The organism is Sphingomonas longa, from assembly GCF_016892685.1.
Classification (GTDB): domain Bacteria; phylum Pseudomonadota; class Alphaproteobacteria; order Sphingomonadales; family Sphingomonadaceae; genus Sphingomonas; species Sphingomonas longa.
In genome coordinates, this window is record NZ_JAFEMC010000001.1 from 139557 (window position 1) to 157011 (window position 17455).

18 protein-coding genes are annotated in these 17455 nt (G+C 68.0%); 6 read left to right on the forward strand and 12 right to left on the reverse strand.

What is annotated here, in order from left to right:
- Nucleotides 1-137 precede the first annotated feature (137 nt).
- Together ILT43_RS00665 and ILT43_RS00670 are read left to right on the forward strand one after the other, a co-directional pair.
- Nucleotides 138-1574 carry a DNA recombination protein RmuC gene (locus tag ILT43_RS00665; RefSeq protein ID WP_204193226.1) on the forward strand — a complete coding sequence of 479 codons (1437 nt, stop codon included), beginning with the start codon at nt 138-140 and terminating at the stop codon, nt 1572-1574.
- 2 nt (nt 1575-1576) lie between these two features.
- Nucleotides 1577-2329 carry an AAA family ATPase gene (locus ILT43_RS00670; protein WP_204193227.1) on the forward strand — a complete coding sequence of 251 codons (753 nt, stop codon included), beginning with the start codon at nt 1577-1579 and terminating at the stop codon, nt 2327-2329.
- Here ILT43_RS00670 and ILT43_RS00675 read toward each other — a convergent pair whose 3' ends face one another.
- The 7 genes from ILT43_RS00675 to ILT43_RS00705 are packed head-to-tail and all read right to left on the reverse strand — an operon-like array spanning nt 2330 to nt 7484.
- The gene (locus ILT43_RS00675) at nt 2330-3130 is read right to left on the reverse strand and encodes a TrmH family RNA methyltransferase (protein WP_204193229.1); all 801 of its coding nucleotides are present in this window, start codon (nt 3128-3130) and stop codon (nt 2330-2332) included.
- Nucleotides 3131-3150: 20 nt separating this feature from the next.
- Nucleotides 3151-3420 (reverse strand): HPr family phosphocarrier protein, encoded by a 270-nt coding sequence (locus tag ILT43_RS00680; RefSeq protein WP_204193231.1) that lies wholly within the window; start codon nt 3418-3420, stop codon nt 3151-3153.
- Nucleotides 3417-3824, reverse strand: coding sequence for a PTS sugar transporter subunit IIA (locus ILT43_RS00685; protein ID WP_204193233.1), 408 nt, complete (start codon nt 3822-3824; stop codon nt 3417-3419). The genes ILT43_RS00680 and ILT43_RS00685 overlap by 4 nt, the downstream gene beginning before the upstream one ends.
- A gap of 12 nt (nt 3825-3836) precedes the next feature.
- Complete coding sequence (gene rapZ, locus ILT43_RS00690; protein WP_204193234.1) at nt 3837-4751, reverse strand: RNase adapter RapZ; 915 nt, start codon at nt 4749-4751, stop codon at nt 3837-3839.
- Between the two features lie 10 nt (nt 4752-4761).
- Nucleotides 4762-5202, reverse strand: a complete 441-nt coding sequence (locus ILT43_RS00695) for an HPr kinase/phosphorylase (RefSeq protein ID WP_204193236.1) — start codon at nt 5200-5202, stop codon at nt 4762-4764.
- A gap of 10 nt (nt 5203-5212) precedes the next feature.
- Entirely contained in the window at nt 5213-6766 is a 1554-nt protein-coding gene (locus tag ILT43_RS00700) for a sensor histidine kinase (protein WP_239473915.1), read from the reverse strand.
- Between the two features lie 16 nt (nt 6767-6782).
- Entirely contained in the window at nt 6783-7484 is a 702-nt protein-coding gene (locus tag ILT43_RS00705) for a response regulator transcription factor (RefSeq protein ID WP_204193239.1), read from the reverse strand.
- Nucleotides 7485-7654: 170 nt separating this feature from the next.
- On the opposite strand from ILT43_RS00705, the gene ILT43_RS00710 reads away from it, so the two are divergent.
- Nucleotides 7655-9256: a phosphoenolpyruvate carboxykinase gene (locus ILT43_RS00710; protein WP_204193240.1), complete on the forward strand. Its 1602-nt coding sequence runs from the start codon at nt 7655-7657 to the stop codon at nt 9254-9256.
- Nucleotides 9257-9321: 65 nt separating this feature from the next.
- Here the strand turns inward: ILT43_RS00710 and ILT43_RS00715 are convergent, their stop codons facing one another.
- Nucleotides 9322-9777 carry an NfeD family protein gene (locus tag ILT43_RS00715; protein WP_204193241.1) on the reverse strand — a complete coding sequence of 152 codons (456 nt, stop codon included), beginning with the start codon at nt 9775-9777 and terminating at the stop codon, nt 9322-9324.
- On the reverse strand, nt 9774-10742 hold the full coding sequence (locus ILT43_RS00720; protein ID WP_204193242.1) for an SPFH domain-containing protein: 969 nt from the start codon (nt 10740-10742) through the stop codon (nt 9774-9776). Before ILT43_RS00720 ends, ILT43_RS00715 begins: the two co-directional genes overlap by 4 nt.
- Nucleotides 10743-10828: 86 nt before the next feature.
- Here ILT43_RS00720 and guaB point away from each other — a divergent pair, with 86 nt between their 5' ends.
- The 3 genes from guaB (at nt 10829) to ILT43_RS00735 (ending at nt 14207) form a co-directional block, all read left to right on the forward strand.
- Complete coding sequence (guaB, locus tag ILT43_RS00725; protein WP_204193245.1) at nt 10829-12286, forward strand: IMP dehydrogenase; 1458 nt, start codon at nt 10829-10831, stop codon at nt 12284-12286.
- A 227-nt stretch (nt 12287-12513) separates the two neighbouring features.
- A complete protein-coding gene (locus ILT43_RS00730) occupies nt 12514-13674 on the forward strand; it encodes an RsmB/NOP family class I SAM-dependent RNA methyltransferase (RefSeq protein WP_204193246.1) in 1161 nt (386 codons plus the stop codon).
- Nucleotides 13675-13706: 32 nt separating this feature from the next.
- Complete coding sequence (locus ILT43_RS00735) at nt 13707-14207, forward strand: tetratricopeptide repeat protein (protein ID WP_204193248.1); 501 nt, start codon at nt 13707-13709, stop codon at nt 14205-14207.
- A gap of 17 nt (nt 14208-14224) precedes the next feature.
- On the opposite strand, the gene rsmA is transcribed toward ILT43_RS00735, so the two are convergent.
- From rsmA to ILT43_RS00750, 3 genes are read right to left on the reverse strand one after another with little or no spacing between them, the layout of a single operon-like run.
- Nucleotides 14225-15049: a 16S rRNA (adenine(1518)-N(6)/adenine(1519)-N(6))-dimethyltransferase RsmA gene (gene rsmA, locus ILT43_RS00740; protein WP_204193249.1), complete on the reverse strand. Its 825-nt coding sequence runs from the start codon at nt 15047-15049 to the stop codon at nt 14225-14227.
- On the reverse strand, nt 15046-16038 hold the full coding sequence (gene pdxA, locus ILT43_RS00745) for a 4-hydroxythreonine-4-phosphate dehydrogenase PdxA (protein ID WP_204193250.1): 993 nt from the start codon (nt 16036-16038) through the stop codon (nt 15046-15048). The genes rsmA and pdxA overlap by 4 nt, the downstream gene beginning before the upstream one ends.
- Before the next feature lie 10 nt (nt 16039-16048).
- Nucleotides 16049-17431, reverse strand: coding sequence for a peptidylprolyl isomerase (locus ILT43_RS00750; protein WP_425530280.1), 1383 nt, complete (start codon nt 17429-17431; stop codon nt 16049-16051).
- Nucleotides 17432-17455: the final 24 nt, after the last annotated feature.

The following is a 17455-nucleotide window of genomic DNA, read 5'->3' on the forward strand; positions in this document are numbered from 1 at the left end:
CGCTGTCGCACCGGCGGCGTTCCTGCTACGTTCCCTGCGCCTGTCCGATGTCGGATGGGTCGCGTCCCTGCATGCCGCGAACGAAAGACGAAACGATGCGCCAGACCCTCCACTTCATCCACTTCGGGGCCTGACGCATGACCCCGGACCTTCTGATCGTCGGCATCCTCGCGGTGCTGGTCGGCCTCGCGGTCGGCTGGATCGTCGCCAGCCGCAGTGTCGCCAAGCTCGCCAGCGACCTCGCCGTCGCCAACACCCGCGCTGCCGATCTCGACATCGTCCGGCAGGCGCGTGACGCGGTCGAGCGCGAACGCAACGACGCGCTGCAGGAACTCGCCTGGCACCGCGCACAGGCGGCCGAACGCATTGCCGCGCACGAAGCGGTCGTCGATCAGCTGGAGCAGGCCCGCGGCGCAATGCAGGACCTTGCCTCCTTGCGCGCGCAGAGCGAGGAGCGTCAGGCCGCCGCCGAGCAGACGATCCGCCACCTCGTAGAAGCGCGCGAGGTGATGACCGCGCAATTCGGTGCCGCCGCCGCGCGCGCGCTGGAGGGCGCTCAGGCGCAGTTCCTCGAACGTGCCCAGGCCCGCTTCACCGAATCCGAGCATACGTCGGGCCAGCGCCTCGCCGCGCTGCTGCAACCGGTCCACGACCGCCTGCAACGCTACGAGGAAGGCGTCGGCAAGGCGGAGGCGGAGCGTCGCGACGCATTTGGCAATCTCACCGGACTGATGGAATCGATGCGCGTCGGGCAGGAGACCGTCCGCAACGAGGCGTCGAAGCTGGTCAACGCGCTGCGCAACGCCCCCAAGGCACGCGGTCGCTGGGGCGAGCAGCAATTGCGCAACGTACTGGAAAATTGCGGCCTTTCAGAACACACCGACTTCCAGACCGAGGTCAGCGTGTCGGACGGGGAGGGTGGTCGCCTCCGCCCCGACGCGATCGTCCGCGTGCCCGGTGGCAAGTCACTGGTGATCGACGCCAAGGTGTCGCTCAACGACTATCAGGACGCGTTCGGCGCGGTCGACGATACCGAACGGCAACTCGGGCTCTCGCGCCACGCCGCCTCGATGCGCGCGCACGTCAACGGGCTCGGCAACAAGAGCTACTGGAACCAGCTCGACGACGCCCCCGATTATGTCGTTATGTTCGTCCCCGGCGAACATTTCCTGTCCGCCGCGCTGGAGCATGACCCGACCCTCTGGGACTTCGCCTTCGACAAGCGCGTGCTGCTCGCCACCCCGACCAACCTCATCGCCATCGCCCGCACCGTCTCGGCCGTCTGGCGACAGGAAAAGCTGGCCAAGCAGGCGGAGGAGATCGGAGCGCTTGGGAAGGAGCTTTACATCCGCCTATCCAAGATGGGCGAGCACATCACCAAGCTCGGCCGCAACCTCGAAACCGCAAACACCGCCTACAACGCATTTGTCGGCAGCCTCGAAAGCCAGGTCCTGACCTCCGCGAAGCGGTTCGAGGCGCTGAATATCGATACGGCCGGCAAGACGATCGAACCGTTGCCGCTGGTCGAGAGCAGCCCGCGCCCGCTCGCCAAACTCATCAGCGCGGTGGAATAGGGATGGCGCGGGGCCGTCACACCACGCTCCCGCCACCCTATCTCAAGCGCGTGTGGATCGACCCGGACGCCTTGGTCGATCACGCCGCCTACCCGTTCTGCCTGCCGCTGTTCGCGCGCGGGCCGTTCGAGCTGCAATTCGACGCACCCGTCACGATCCTCGTCGGCGAGAACGGCGTCGGCAAATCGACGCTGCTCGAAGGGATCGCCGTCCTTGCCGGCTTCGACGAGGGCGGCGGCGGCCCCGGCTACCGCGCGGTCGATCACAGCACTGCGATCGAACGCGGCGGCGGCGACCTGGCCCGTGCGTTAAAGGCCGCATGGCTGCCCCGGATCGGGCAGGGCTGGTTCTTCCGCGCGGAGAGTTTCTTCACCGTCGCCCGATATCTGGACGCGGCCGGCAGTCCGTCAGCGGATTTCCTGTCCCACTCCCACGGCGAAGGCTTCCTGCGCTTCTTCGAGGAACGCTGTACCCGCCCCGGTCTATTCATCTTCGACGAACCCGAGTCCGCGCTGTCGCCCAAACGCCAGTTCGACTTCCTGAAACTGCTGCGACGCATGCAGAACGAGAGCCGGACGCAGGTCATCATGGCGACCCACTCGCCCATCCTGATGGCGCTGCCGGGCGCGGCGCTGCTCCAGATGTCGCGCGGCGGCCTTGACGCGGTGGAGCTGAAGGAAACCGACCATTATCGCCTGACCCGCGAATTCATCCTCGACCCGCACGGCATCACCGCGGCGATGCTGGACGAGTAATTACCCCCGCTGCTGCGCCAGCACCTCGTACGCCATCACCGCGGTCGCGACGGCGGCGTTCAGGCTGTCCGCCTTGCCCAGCATCGGGATCTTGACCAGCAAATCGCACGCCGCGGCATAGCCATCGGGCATCCCCTGCGCCTCGTTGCCCGTCAGCAGAAAGGTCGGCGCGGCGTATTCAGCGGCACGGTAGTCATCTTCAGTGTCGAGGCTCAGGCCCACCAACTGCCCCGGCCCCTTTCGCAGCCACACGAGGAAATCCCCCCACTCGCACCGCACGACCGGCACCGTGAACAGCGCCCCCATGCTCGCGCGGACCGCCTCGACGGAAAACGGGTCGACGCACTCGCCGACCAGGATCAGCCCCCCCGCACCGACCGCGTCGCCGGTGCGCAGGATCGTGCCGAGATTGCCTGGATCGCGCAGACGCTCCGCGACCAGCCAGATGCCTGCCTGCGTCCGGTCGAGATCGGCCAGGCCGATCTCGAACTCCTCGAACACCCCGACTACCGCCTGCGGGTTATCCTTGCCCGACAATTTCGACAGGATATCCGGCGTCGTCTCGATCGCGTCGCCGCCGGCGCGTTCGACCTCGTCGACCAGCGTGCGGACCAGCGGATGCCCCGCGCTCGCCGCGGCGAAGAACAGCATCACCGGCAGCCGCCCGGCCTCGCGCGCCTCGGTCAGGATGCGCAGTCCCTCGGCCAGAAATCGCCGCTGCTCCCGCCGGTGACGCTTGTCGCGCAGGTCGCGGACGCTCTTCACGAGCGGGTTGGTATAGGCGGTGATCTGGCGCGGCATGACGGTGACGATCGGAGAGGTCAGTCCTCGCCGAACTTGGCCTCGACCAGTTCGGCAAGCTTGCCGACCGCTTCCTCGGCGCCGTCGCCGGTCGCGCGAATCGTGATGCTGTCGCCCATCGCGGCGCCCAGCATCATCAGCCCCATGATCGACGTGCCCGTCACCGACCCGTCGTCCTTGCAGACATGGACCTCGCACGGCAGCGCGGCGGCGAGCGTCACGAACTTGGCGGAGGCGCGCGCGTGGAGCCCGCGGCGGTTGGTGATCTGTACCGTGCGCTGCACGCTCATGCCGCGGCCTCTCCCAGAACCTCGGACGCCACCGAAATATATTTACGACCCGCCTCGCGCGCGGCGGCGACCGCATCGACCACCTTCATGGATTTGCGCGCGGAGCCCAGCCGGATCAGCATCGGCAGGTTCATGCCCGCGATCACCTCGACCCGGCCACGTTCCATCAGGCTGATCGCGAGATTGGACGGGGTGCCGCCGAACAGGTCGGTCAGCACGATCACGCCGCGACCGGCATCGACCGCCGCGATCGCCGTCGCGATGTCGGCGCGGCGTTCCTCCATATCGTCGTCCGGACCGATCGCGATCGTCGCCACACGCTCCTGCGGGCCGACGACGTGCACCATCGCGGTCACGAACTCGTCCGCGAGTCGCCCGTGGGTCACAAGAACCAACCCGATCATAAACTGGCTATTCTATCCTTGCCGACGCAACCGTGGACCCTCCAGCGAGTCCTGCGGTGCCGCCTCCAAATCACGATGCCGGACCGTGGGGGAAAATCCGCGTCCGCGCAAGAAGCCGCCGATCCGTTCGGCGACATGGACCGACCGGTGTCTCCCTCCGGTACACCCGATCGCCACTGTTACGTACGCCTTCCCCTCCGCGCGGTAGCGGGGGATCAGCAGCGCCAGCAGCCCTTCGATCCGCGATACTGCCTCCTCGTACGCCCGGTCCGCGGCAACATAATCGGCCACCGCCGCGTCCAGCCCGGTGCCCGGCCGCAGGTCCGGCACCCAGTGCGGGTTGCGCAGGAATCGCATGTCGAACACCAGATCGGCATCGCGGGGCAGGCCGCGCGAAAAACCGAACGACACCACCGACAGCACCGGCTCGCCGCCCTGCTCGTCGCCGAACGACCGCCGCACCTGCAAGCCCAATGCGTGCGCGTTCAGGCTGGTCGTGTCGATCAGGCGGTTGGCGAAATCCCGCAAGGGCGCGAGCAACTCGCGTTCATACGCGATCCCGTCCGCCGCCGGGCGATCGAGCGCCAGCGGATGCCGCCGCCGCGTTTCCGAATAGCGCCGCTCCAGTTCCGCGCCGGCGCAGTCGAGGAACAGCATCCCGACCTCCAGCCCGTGATCCTCACGCATCCGCCCGATCCGGTCGACGATCCGCGCCGGATCGAAGTCGCGTGTCCGCGCACCGATCCCCAGCGCCAGCCGCTGCCGCCGCCCGTCCACACCCGCGGGCAGCGGCGCGTCGAGCAGCCGGTCGAGCAGCACGAGCGGCAGATTGTCGACAACCTCCCAGCCCAGATCCTCCAGCGTCTTCAACACCGTCGACTTGCCGGCTCCGGACAGGCCGGTGACGAGCAGGACTTCCTGGCTCATGCTGCCTGACTCATGCTGGTTGTGTCCCGCCCAATTCGCGTCGCAACGCCATCTCCAGCTTGATCGGCGCGCTGGCCTCGAACGGCGCGAGCGCCACCTGCGGCACCTCGACGCCGGCGAGCCGTCGCGCCCGCCGCTCGGGCATCCGCAGCACGTCGTCGTCGATCCGCACGATCAGCACCACCGGCACATCCTCGACATGCGGCATCGGCAGAATGCCGAGTCCGCGCACCTCGATCCGTCCGGCGATCGTCGCGGGCGGTCGCGCCAGCAAGCGCCCGTCACGCCGGACGAGGAGGGTATAATCGTCACTGACCAGCACCGCACCACGATCGATCAGTCTCAGCGCGAGATCGGATTTGCCGCTGCCCGACCTGCCCTCGATCAACACGGCATGGCCCTCGATCGCAATGCTCGTCGCGTGCAGCGTCTCGGACGACAGCGAAGTCATGGCAGCATCCTCAAGTCGCGTCGGCGAGCGGCAGGCGAACGACGAACCGCGCGCCGGCGACGCCGTTCCCGCGCGCCTCTACCGCGATCGTGCCGCCATGCCCATCAACGATCGCCCGCGCGATGGCGAGGCCCAGGCCGGAATGCTGCCCGAACGCCTCGCCGGCCGGCCGGATCGACTGGAACCGGCGGAAGATCGCCTCGCGCTCCTCCTCCGGTACGCCCGGCCCGTCATCCTCGACCGCGACCACCAGCTCGTCGCCATCGGCCTCCGCGGCGATCGTCACCAGCCCGTCATCGGGAGAGAAGGACACGGCATTGTCGAGCAGGTTCTCGAATACCCGCTCCAGCCGCATGCCTTCCCCCAGCGCCACCAGCGGCTCGTCATGATCGTCCAGCCGGAACCGTACGCCGCGCTCCGCCCCGCGCGCCTCGCGCTGGTCGAGCAGGCCGGCGATCATCCGGCCGATGTCGACCGGCTCGAACTTGGCGCGGCTGAGCTGCGCGTCGAGCCGCGACGCTTCCGAGATATCGGTGATCAGCCGATCGAGCCGGCGCACATCGTCCTGCACGATTGCCAGCAACTGCGCCTGAAAGCCCGGGTCTTTGACGCTCGCCAGCCCATCGACGGCGGAGCGCAGGCTGGCGAGGGGGTTCTTCAATTCGTGGGTGACGTCCGCCGCGAACGCCTCGGTCGCGTCGATCCTGACCCGCAGCGCGCTGCTCATATCCGACAGTGCCCGTGCGAGCATCCCCAGCTCGTCGCGCCGCGACGGCAGGCGGGGCACCACCACCTCGCGCGCACGTCCCCGCCGGACCCGTACGGCGGCCCGCGCCAGCCGCCGCAGCGGCCGCACGATCGTCCGCGCCAGGAACAGCGACAGCAGCACCGACACGAGGGTCACGACCAGCAGCACGACGCTGAGGCGGAACCGCTCGATCCGCACCGTCTGCGTGATGTCGCGCGCATTGACCGTGGTCAGCACGGCGGTGCCGCGCGTCAGCGGAGCCGCGGCGGTGATGACCGGCGTCCGGTCCGGCGCGCGCCAGACCGTCGCGGCGACGCCGGTGCCGGCCAGCGCCAGCTTCACCTCGTCCCAGCCGGTCGGGGCGGTGCGGTCGCGGTACAGGGGAGGGCGGGGCGCGGCGACGACGGTGTCGATCACTCCGTCCAGGAACCGCGCGATCCGCTGGTCGTACCAGTCGCGGTCGGGGTCCTGGAGCACGAAGTTGCGCAGGCCCAGCCGCCTGCTGTCCGCGAACGTGCCGTCGGCGCCCACCAGCCTCAGTCGCGCCCCGGTTTCCGTCGCCAGCCGCAGGATCAACGCGTCGCGATCGTCCGGCCGACCCGCGCGGATCGCCTCCGCAATCAGCCGCGCCTCGCGCGTGGCTTGCTCGACCCGGCTGTCGACCACCCGGCTGCGATACGAATCGAGATAGAAGAACCCGCCCGCCAGCATCAGCAGCGCGATGATGTTCACGGCCAGGATCCGCTGCGTCAGCGAAATCCGCCCCGACCAGCGCAGCGACAATTCGTGCGTATCGTCCGGGCCGTCACCATCCATCTCGGACGGCCGCACGCTATTCCTCGGAGAAGCGATAACCGGCACCGTAGAGCGTTTCGATCGCGTCGAACTCCGGATCGATCTGGCGGAACTTGCGGCGGACGCGCTTGATGTGGCTGTCGATCGTGCGATCGTCGACGTAGATGTCGTCCTGATAGGCGGCATCCATCAACTGGTTGCGCGTCTTCACGATGCCCGGCCGCTGCGCCAGCGTTTCAAGGATCAGGAACTCGGTCACGGTCAGCGTCACCGCCTGTCCGTCCCACGTCGTGCGGTGCCGCGCCGGGTCCATCGCCAGCCGGCCGCGCTCCAGCGGCTTGGCCGCCGCCTCGGCCTCGCCGGTCGGCAGGATCGCCTCCGTCCGGCGCAGGATGGCGCGGACGCGGGCGATCAGCAGCCGCTGGCTGAACGGCTTGGCGATGTAATCGTCCGCGCCCATCGCCAGCCCCAGCGCCTCGTCCAGTTCATCGTCCTTGCTGGTCAGGAAGATGACCGGCATCGCGCTCTTCTCGCGCAGGCGGCGCAGCAGCTCCAGCCCGTCCATTCGCGGCATCTTGATGTCGAAGATCGCCAGATCGGCCGGGTTCTCCAGCAGCGCCTTCAGCGCCGCCTCGCTATCGGCATAGACCCGCGTCAGGAAACCCTCCGCCTGAAGGGCGATCGACACCGAGGTCAGGATGTTGCGATCGTCGTCGACGAGCGCGATGGTGGCCGTCATGATCCCGCCCGGATGTGTCAGGGACACTCCGCCTAGTCCAAACCGGGACACGCCTCAACATAAGCTAGACAACACGCGTTTGACGGTCTCCCCGTCGCTGCCTATGCGATGGGACCTAGGCATACGTATGCGGCGAAGACCGCGACGTGGGTAGGGAAAAGGACAGGATCTTGAACGAACGCATCCCGGAATCGGGCCTCGAGGCGCAGGGTATCGAAACGCGCGCCGACCTCCACTGGAACCTCGTGACCGCGCGGCTGGTCGAGGCCTCCGTCGCCCGCAAGGAAGGCAAGCTCTCTGCCGACGGCCCGCTGGTGGTCGAAACCGGCGCGCACACCGGTCGCTCCGCGCAGGACAAGTTCATCGTCCGCGACGCCGAGACGGAGGATACCGTCTGGTGGGGCAAGTCGAACAAGGCGATGACGCCCGAGCATTTCGCCGCGCTGAAGGCCGATTTCTTCACCGCACTGAAGCGTCGCGAGGACCTGTACGTGCAGGACCTGTACGGCGGGTCGCAGCCGGGCAACCGCGTCCGCGTCCGCGTCGTCAACGAACTCGCGTGGCACAATCTGTTCATCCGCACGATGCTGGTCCGCCCGGAGGAGCATGAACTGCGCGGCTTCCGGCCCGATTACACGATCATCGACCTGCCCAGCTTCCGCGCCGATCCGTCGCGCCACGGTACGCGGTCGGATACGGTGATCGCGGTCAACCTGACCGAGAAGCTGATCCTGATCGGCGGCACGCGCTACGCGGGCGAGATGAAGAAGTCGGTGTTCGGCCTGCTCAACTATCTGCTGCCGCCGAAGGGCGTGATGCCGATGCACTGTTCCGCCAACATGGGCGCCGACGGTCGTACCGCGGTGTTTTTCGGTCTGTCCGGCACTGGCAAGACGACGCTCAGCGCCGATGCCAGCCGCACGCTGATCGGCGACGACGAGCATGGCTGGTCCGACGACGCGGTCTTCAACTTCGAAGGCGGCTGCTACGCCAAGATGATCCGCCTGTCCGCCGATGCGGAGCCGGAGATTTTCGCGACGACCAAGCGGTTCGGCACCGTGCTCGAAAACGTCGTCATGGACCCGGTCACGCGTCAGCTCGACTTGCACGACAACAGCCTCGCGGAGAATAGCCGCGGCGCCTACCCGATCGACTTCATCCCGAACGCGTCGGAGGAGAATATGGGCGGCGTGCCGTCCAACATCGTCATGCTGACGGCCGATGCGTACGGCGTGCTGCCGCCGATCGCCAAGCTGACCCCCGACCAGGCTATGTATCACTTCCTGTCGGGGTACACCGCACGCGTGGCGGGGACGGAGATCGGCGTGACCGAGCCGGACGCGACCTTCTCGACCTGCTTCGGCGCGCCGTTCATGCCGCGGCATCCCTCGATCTACGGCAATCTGCTCAAAGAGCGGATCGCCCGCGGCAATGTCGATTGCTGGCTGGTCAACACCGGCTGGACCGGCGGGAAGTACGGCGTCGGCAATCGGATGCCGATCAAGGCCACCCGCGCGCTGCTCAACGCCGCGCTCGACGGCAGCCTGAACGATGCCGAGTTCCGCACCGATCCGAACTTCGGCTTCAAGGTGCCCGTCGCGGTGCCGGGTGTCGATACGGCGATGCTCGACCCTCGCGAGACGTGGGCCGACAAGGCGGCATATGACGCCACCGCCGCCAAGCTGGTCGACCTGTTCGTCGAGAACTTCGCGCAGTTCGCGGATCATGTCGACGAAGGCGTGCGCCAGTCCGCTCCGAAGATCGCCGCCTGAACCAACCCTTCCTTCCTCTCCCGTTGGGAGAGGAAGGAAGGCACGGAGCGCCGGACGGGTGAGGGTCACTGCGGCGGAAGCATTTCCACCAGCGCGACCCCATGCTCGACCCGCACCACCCGCACCCGCGTGCCGGCCGCCGCATCCGGCCCTCGCGCCGGCCACGATCCGTCGCCCACGCGAACCCGCCCGTGGCCGTCGACGATCGCCACCTCCACCGTCACCGTCTCGCCGATCATTCGCGCCGCACGGTCGTTCAACCGCACGTCGCCTCCACCGACCGGATAGTCGGTGTACCAGCGCCGCCCGATCAGCACCGTCACCACGCTCCACACCGCAAAACTGCCGACCTGCGCCGCGCCGGGCAATTCCGGCAGCGCCCAGGTGGCGATGCCGGTGATCGCCGCCGCGATCGCGACGAACACCAGGAACACGCCCGGGATCAGCAGTTCGGCGATCCCCAGTACCAGCGCCGCCGCGAGCCACGCCCCAGCGGGTCCGCCGATGGCGTCAAGACTCACGGCTTGGGCAGTTCAAACGGCCCCCGCTTGGGCGCGGATGCCTCCGCCTTGGTGTTGCGCTCGCCCAGTGCATCCTTCGCCAATTCGCCGATCCCGCCCAGCGTGCCCATCAATTGCGTCGCCTCGACCGGGAACAGGATGGTCTTGGCGTTCGGGCTGGTGGCGAACTTGCCGATCGCCTCGACATATTTCTGCGCGATGAAATAGTTGATCGCCTGCGTACCGCCCGACTCGATCGCGTCGGACACGACCTGCGTCGCCTTGGCTTCCGCCTCCGCCGCCCGCTCGCGCGCTTCGGAGTCGCGAAACGCCGACTCACGACGGCCCTCGGCTTCCAGAATGCGCGCCTGCTTCTGGCCCTCGGCGCGCAAAATCTCCGACGCGCGCGTGCCCTCGGCTTCGAGGATGTTGGCACGCTTCTCGCGCTCCGCCTTCATCTGCCGGCCCATCGCGGTGACGATATCGGCGGGCGGACGGATATCCTTGATCTCGACGCGCGTGATCTTCACGCCCCACGGCACCGTCGCGTGATCGACCACCGACAACAGCCGCGCATTGATCTCGTCCCGCTTCGACAGCGTCTCGTCGAGGTCCATCGACCCCATCACCGTGCGCAGGTTCGTCGTCGTCAGTTGCAACAGCGCCACATACAGGTCCGACACCTCGTACGCCGCCTTCGCGGCATCCAGCACCTGGAAGAACACCACGCCATCCGTGGATACGATGGCGTTGTCCTTGGTGATGATCTCCTGTCCGGGGATATCGATCACCTGCTCCATCATGTTCACCTTGCGGCCGACACGGTAGAAGAACGCCGGGTAGAAGTTGAAACCGGGCGCGGCGGTGGTCGTGTACCGCCCGAAATGCTCGATCGTGTACTGATAGCCCTGCCGCACGATCTTGATGCTCGTGAACAGATACAGAAGCACCAGCATCAGCCCCAGTGCGGCGACGGTCAGGCCCATCGGTCGATCCCCTCGTTGATGCCGACACCCTAGCGATACAGGCGTCGCGGGGCTACATGGCCCGCAACCCATTTAGCAGGACGCCCATGACCATCCGCCTCGGCCTCACCTTCGACGATGTCCTTCTGGTCCCCGCGGAGTCGGACGTGCTGCCGAGCGAGGCGGATACTCGCACCCGCGTGACGCGCGGTATCGCGTTGAATATCCCGGTATTGTCCGCCGCGATGGATACGGTGACGGAGGCGGACATGGCGATCGTCATGGCCCAGCTCGGCGGCATCGGCGTGCTGCACCGCAACCTGACCGTCGAGGAACAGGTCGCCGCGGTGCGTCAGGTGAAGCGCTTTGAAAGCGGCATGGTCGTCAACCCCTACACGATCGCGCCGACCGCGACGCTCGCCGAAGCACAGGCGCTGATGGCCCGCCACCGGATCAGCGGTATTCCCGTCGTGGAGGCGAACGGTCGCCTCGTCGGCATCCTCACCAACCGCGACGTGCGCTTCGCCGAAAACCCGAAGCAACCCGTCGCCGAACTGATGACGCGCGACAATCTCGCGACCGTGTCGACCGGTGTCGGGCAGGAGGAGGCGCGCCGCCTGCTCCACCAGCGCCGCATCGAAAAGCTGCTGGTCGTCGACGACAACTACGCCTGCGTCGGCCTCATCACCGTCAAGGATATCGAAAAGGCGGTGACCTATCCCACCGCCACCAAGGACGCCGCCGGCCGCCTGCGCGTCGCCGCCGCCACCACGGTCGGCGACAAGGGCTTCGCGCGCACCGAGGCTTTGGTCGATGCCGAATGCGACCTCATCATCATTGACACCGCGCATGGTCATAATCGCGAAGTCGCCGCCGCCGTCGCCCGCGTGAAGAAGCTGTCCAACTCGGTTCAGGTCGTCGCCGGCAACGTCGCGACGGGCGAGGCCACGAAGGCGCTGATCGACGCGGGCGCGGACGGGATCAAGGTCGGCATCGGCCCCGGATCGATCTGCACCACGCGCGTCGTCGCCGGCGTCGGTGTGCCGCAGTTGACCGCCGTGATGGATTGCGCCGAGGAAGGTGCGAAGGCCGGCGTGCCGGTGATCGCCGACGGTGGCCTGCGCACGTCGGGCGATCTCGCCAAGGCGCTGGCCGCCGGCGCGTCCACCTGCATGGTCGGATCGCTGCTCGCGGGCACCGAGGAAGCACCGGGCGAGACGTTCCTGTATCAGGGTCGCGCCTACAAGTCGTACCGCGGCATGGGCTCGGTCGGCGCGATGGGCCGCGGCTCGGCGGATCGCTATTTCCAGGGCGATATCAAGGACCAGATGAAGCTGGTGCCCGAGGGGATCGAGGGTCAGGTCGCCTTCAAGGGCCCCGCGCGCGACGTCATCCACCAGCTCGTCGGCGGTGTGAAGGCGGCGATGGGATACACCGGATCGCGCACCATCCCGGACCTCCAGAGCCGCGCGCAGTTCGTCCAGATCACCGGCGCGGGCCTGAAGGAAAGCCACGTCCACGACGTGACGATCACGCGCGAGGCCCCGAATTATCCGACGCGCTGATGCTCAGCGGGACGATCGGCGCTGTCCTACACGGTGCCGATCTGTCACGGGTTGCGGCATGAGCGTGCGTGCGAGGGCAGCGTATCGTCATGCCGGGAATATACTGGGAATGGCAGGCGGTCAGAGACGCCAACTCTTCCAACGGTCCACCGCGTTTTCGCGGACCAACCGCTCCGCACATCCCTTCGCGAAACGTCGCGTTGGACTAACCTTAGGCTAACCTTCCGATGACTCCCGCTGCCAGAACCCAGGCCGCGATCGACCTGCTCGATCAGATCATCACCGCCGCCCGCAAGGGCGGTGCGGCGGCCGACACGCTCGCGACGCGGTTCTTCGCCCAGCGTCGGTATGCCGGATCGAAGGACCGCCGGGCCGTCCGCGAACTCGTCTACGCCGCGATCCGCCGCGCCGGCGACCTTCCGGTGAGCGGCCGCGCCGCCATGCTGGCGCTGACCGACGAGGACACGGACCTCGCCGCCACGTTCGACGGCTCGCCCTACGGCCCCGCGCCGATCGATGCTGGCGAACCGCGCGCCACAAGCGGCATCGCGCCGGCTTGGCTGGAGGCGTCGCTCGCCAAATCCGACGTGCCGCTGCAATCGCTGGTCGACCGCGCGCCGCTCGATATCCGCGCCAACAGCCTCAAGCCGGCGCCCGACCTTCCCGACGCCGTCGAACTCCGCGTCAGCGGCGGCTGGCGATTGCCGTCCGGCACCAATATCGAACAACTGCCCGCCTTCGCCGACGGCGCGATCGAGGTGCAGGACGAGGGCAGCCAGATCGTCGGCCTCGCGCTGCCGGCACAACCGGGCATGAACATCGTCGACCTGTGCGCGGGCGCCGGCGGCAAGACGCTGGCGCTGGCGGCGCGCATGAACAACGAGGGCGTACTGATCGCCTGCGACACCGAACGGACCCGCCTGTCGCGCCTGGCCCCGCGCGCCGAGCGCGCCGGCGTATCGATCGTCCGCACCCGCCTGCTCAACCCCGGCCAGGAAGCCGATATGCTGGCCGACCTCGTCGGGCAGGCGGACGGCGTGCTGGTCGATGCGCCCTGCTCGGGCACCGGCACATGGCGCCGCAATCCGGAGGCGCGCTGGCGGCTGACGCCCGATCGCCTGACCAAGCTGCAGGCATTGCAGGCGCACGTCCTCGATCTCGGCGCGGCCTTGGTGAAGCCCGGTGGCCACCTCGTCTACATCGTCTGCTCGCTCCTCGACGACGAGGGCGCGGGGCAGGTGGACGCCTTCCTCGCCCGCCATTCCGGCTGGACCGTGGACCTGCTCGGCCTGCCGGCCGGGCGTCCGCGCGGGGAGGGGCTGCGGCTCGATCCCGGCACGGATGGCACGGACGGGTTTTTTGTCGCGCGCCTCCGGGCTGCGTGGTAGCCGTCGTCACAATGTCGCCTTCGGAGACGATCATGCGTGTTTCGTGCCTCGCCTTTGCCGGTCTGCTGGCAACCGTGAGCCTGTCCACTTCGCTCAGCGGGCAGCGGCCCGACGACCAGATCGACGCGCGGTCGATGCAGTTGCTGACCGAGGGGCGCGCGGCCAAGGCCGCCGGCAATCTCGACGGCGCGACCGACCTGCTCGAAACCGCCGTCGCAGTCGATCCGCGCAACCGCGGCGCGTTCGTCGCGCTGGCCGAGGTCGCCGACGCCCGCGACCTGCCGGGCAAGGCGATCCGCCTCTACCGCGAGGCGTTGCTGCTGGAGCCGAACGACCGCGCCGCGCTGGCCGGGCAGGGGACCGCGCTGGTCCACAAGGGCGCCCTGACTCAAGCGCGCGCCAACCTCATGAAGCTCAAGACGCTCTGCAAGGGCCAGTGCCCCGAAGCGACGACGCTGGCCGCCGCCATCCAGAAGGGCCCGCCGATCACCACAGCACAGGTCGATCCGAAACCCGGCGTGTCCAAGGAATAGTCACAGCAGCGCGGCGATCACCCCAGAACCCGCGCGACCTCCACGAACTCCGACACCGACACCGTCTCGGCGCGGCGTGTCGCCTCGATCCCTACTGTATTCAGAGCGTCCAGCGCGCCCGGCACCCCCTTCAGGCTCTGCCGCAACATTTTGCGCCGCTGCCCGAACGCCGCCGCCGTCACCCGCTCCAACGTCGCCAGCCGCACGCCAGCGGGCGGCTCGACCGGCACGATGTGGACCACCGCGGACATGACCTTCGGCGGCGGGGTAAAGGCCGACCGGTGCACCGGCATCGCGATCCGCGGCACGCTCCGCCACTGCGCCAGCACCGCCAGCCGGCCGTAAGCCGGGCTGTCGAGGCCGGCCACGATCCGGTCCGCGACTTCCTTCTGGAACATCAGCGTGCAACTCTGCCACCACGGCTGCCACTCTGCGGAAAGCCACCCGATCAGCAGCGCGGTGCCGACATTATAGGGGAGATTGCTGACGATATGCGGCTTGCCCTCGAACAGCGTCGGCATGTCGATCGTCAGCGCATCGCCCTCGATCACGCGCAGCCGCCCCGGAAACGCTTCACCCAGTTCGGCCAGCGCCGGCATGCAACGCGCGTCCCGCTCGATCGCCGTCACCCGAGCGCCTGCCTTCAGCAGCGCCCGCGTCAGCCCGCCCGGACCTGGCCCGACCTCCAGCACCTCGGCGTCCGTCAGGTCGCCCGGCACCGCCGCGATGCGGTCGAGCAACTGCCCGTCGAACAGGAAATTCTGGCCCAACGCCTTCGACGCCGACAGGCCGTGGCGCGCGATCACGTCGCGCAGCGGCGGCAACGGGGTGAGGGGGGTCATATCCCCGACGCGGCGCGGCGGTCCGCGGCCTCCGCTGCCATCGCGATCGCTGCGATCATCGCACCCGGCTCCGCGCGGTTTTGTCCGGCGATGGCGAAGGCGGTGCCGTGGTCGGGCGACGTCCGTACGATCGGCAGGCCCAGCGTCATGTTCACCCCGTCGTCGAAGAACAGCGTCTTGATCGGCACCAGCGCCTGATCGTGGTAACAGCACAGCGCCGCATCGTACCGCGCCCGCGCTCTCGGGTGGAACAGTGTGTCCGCCGCATAGGGCCCGGTCACGTCCAGCCCCTCCGCCACCAGCTGCGCGATCGCCGGCTCCAGCACCTCGATCTCCTCGCGTCCCAGCGCACCGCTCTCCCCCGCATGCGGGTTCAGCCCGGCGACCGCCAGCCGTGGCCGCTCGATCCCGAAATTGCGCGTCAGCCCCCGCGCCGTCGCCCGAGCCTTCGCCAGCACGAGGTCTACCGTGATCAGGTCCGGCACCGCAGAGAGCGGCACATGCGTGGTCATCGGCACGACGCGCAGGTCCGGTCCGGCCAGCATCATCACCGCGTTCTCGCCAGCGATGCCGCACCGCTCCGCCACGAATTCGGTCTGGCCCGGATATTCGAAGCCGATCGCATACAGGTGGATCTTCGCGACAGGCCCGGTCACCAGCGCTCGTGCCGCCCCCGACCGCACCAGCCCGACCGCCAGCTCCAGCGATTGCAACGCACAGCGCGCACCCTCCACATCGGGTACGCCCGGCGTGATCTCGCCCGCATCGTGGACGGTCAGCACCGGCAGGGCTCGATCGAACGCGTCCAGCGCCGCCTGCGGATCGTCGATCTCCGCAATCGGTCCGGCCCAGACGCGGGCGATCGACCGCGCATCACCGACGACGAAGAACGGCGGCAAACCGCGCGACGCCCGCGCATCCCACGCCTTGGCGACGATCTCCGGCCCGACGCCGGCCGGATCGCCGATCGACACCGCGAGCGGAGTCACGCCCGCGGCCTCAGCGATACTCGACGACGGCGTCGCGTCGCAGATCGCGCAGCTTCTGCTGCGCGCGCAGGTTGACGCGCTGCGACTGAAGCTGGTTCTCGACCTGATCGCTCGTCGGCAACTGCCCGCTCTTGGGATCGTCGCGACCACACAGCACCAGCGCGCGCACGCCCTGTTCGGGCGAGCCGAATGGCGGCGTCGACTGACCGATCTGCAACTTCAGCATGATATCGCCCAGCTGCGGCGGCAGGTCGCGGACGCGCACCGTGTCGTTGTCGACGACTTCGGCGCCGACGCTGCCGGCCACCTTTGCGACCGTACCGCAACCCTGGATGTTCGCCAGCGCCTTGGTAAACGCCTCTGCGCGCTGAGTCGCCTGCGCCTGCGTGGTGCCGTCCGGGAAGCGTAACGTCAGCTGCTTCAGGCTCAGCTTCGCATCGCGCGGATCGGCGGTCAGCACCTGCCGCTTGTCGGTCAGGTACAGGATCGATACGCCGCCGGGTACCTCGATCGGTCCGGCGACCTGCCCGACCTGCATCTGCTGCGCCGCCGCTGCCAGTTCGGCCGGCAGCACCGCGGTGCGGACCCAGCCGAGGTCGCCCCCGACCGCACGCGTCGACGCTTCGGAGAATTGCCGCGCGAAATACTCGAACGGCTGCTGGCCTTTCTGGATTTCGGTGATGATCCCACGCGCGTTGGTCACGACCTGCTGCGCCGTGGCATCGTTCGCCGACAGGTAGATCTCGCGGAGGTTATATTCCTCGGTACCCTTGCTGGCCTCCAGCCGGTCGAGGATCGCCTTTACTTCCTGATCGCCGATGTTGACGAACGGCTCGACCTTGCGACGCAGGAACCGCTGCCACGCGAGTTCGCCCTCGATCTGGCGCTTCAGCGACTTTTCCGATGATCCCGCCTCGCGCAGGAATGCCGCCATCTGCTGCGGGTTGCGATTGAAGTTGCGGGCGACCCGGTCGTAGCTCTGGTCAATCTCCGGCTTGGTGATCGTGATGTCGTTCGTTCGCGCTTCCTGGATCTGGAGCGTCTCGTCGATCAACTGGCGGAGCACCTGCAACTTCAGCCGCTCGCGATCCTCGGCGCTAACCTGTCCGCTGTTGTTCGCGGCCAGCACCAGTCCGACGCGCTGATCGACATCGGTTCCGGTGATGACCGTGTTGTTGACGATCGCGGTCGGCTTGCGGACATTGGGATCGAATTTGCCGAAGATCTGGAGGTTGGCGGGAATATCCAGCGGCGCCTGCGGCACGCTGTTGTCCTGGACGGTCTGTGCGACCGCGCCTGCGGCCACGGCGGCGATGCCCATCAGGCTACCCGCCAGGAGGGTCCAACGACGATGCTGATTCACTCGGCCTACCTGTCCCACTTGCGCGATCATCTCGAAAGACGACGCGACTACCCC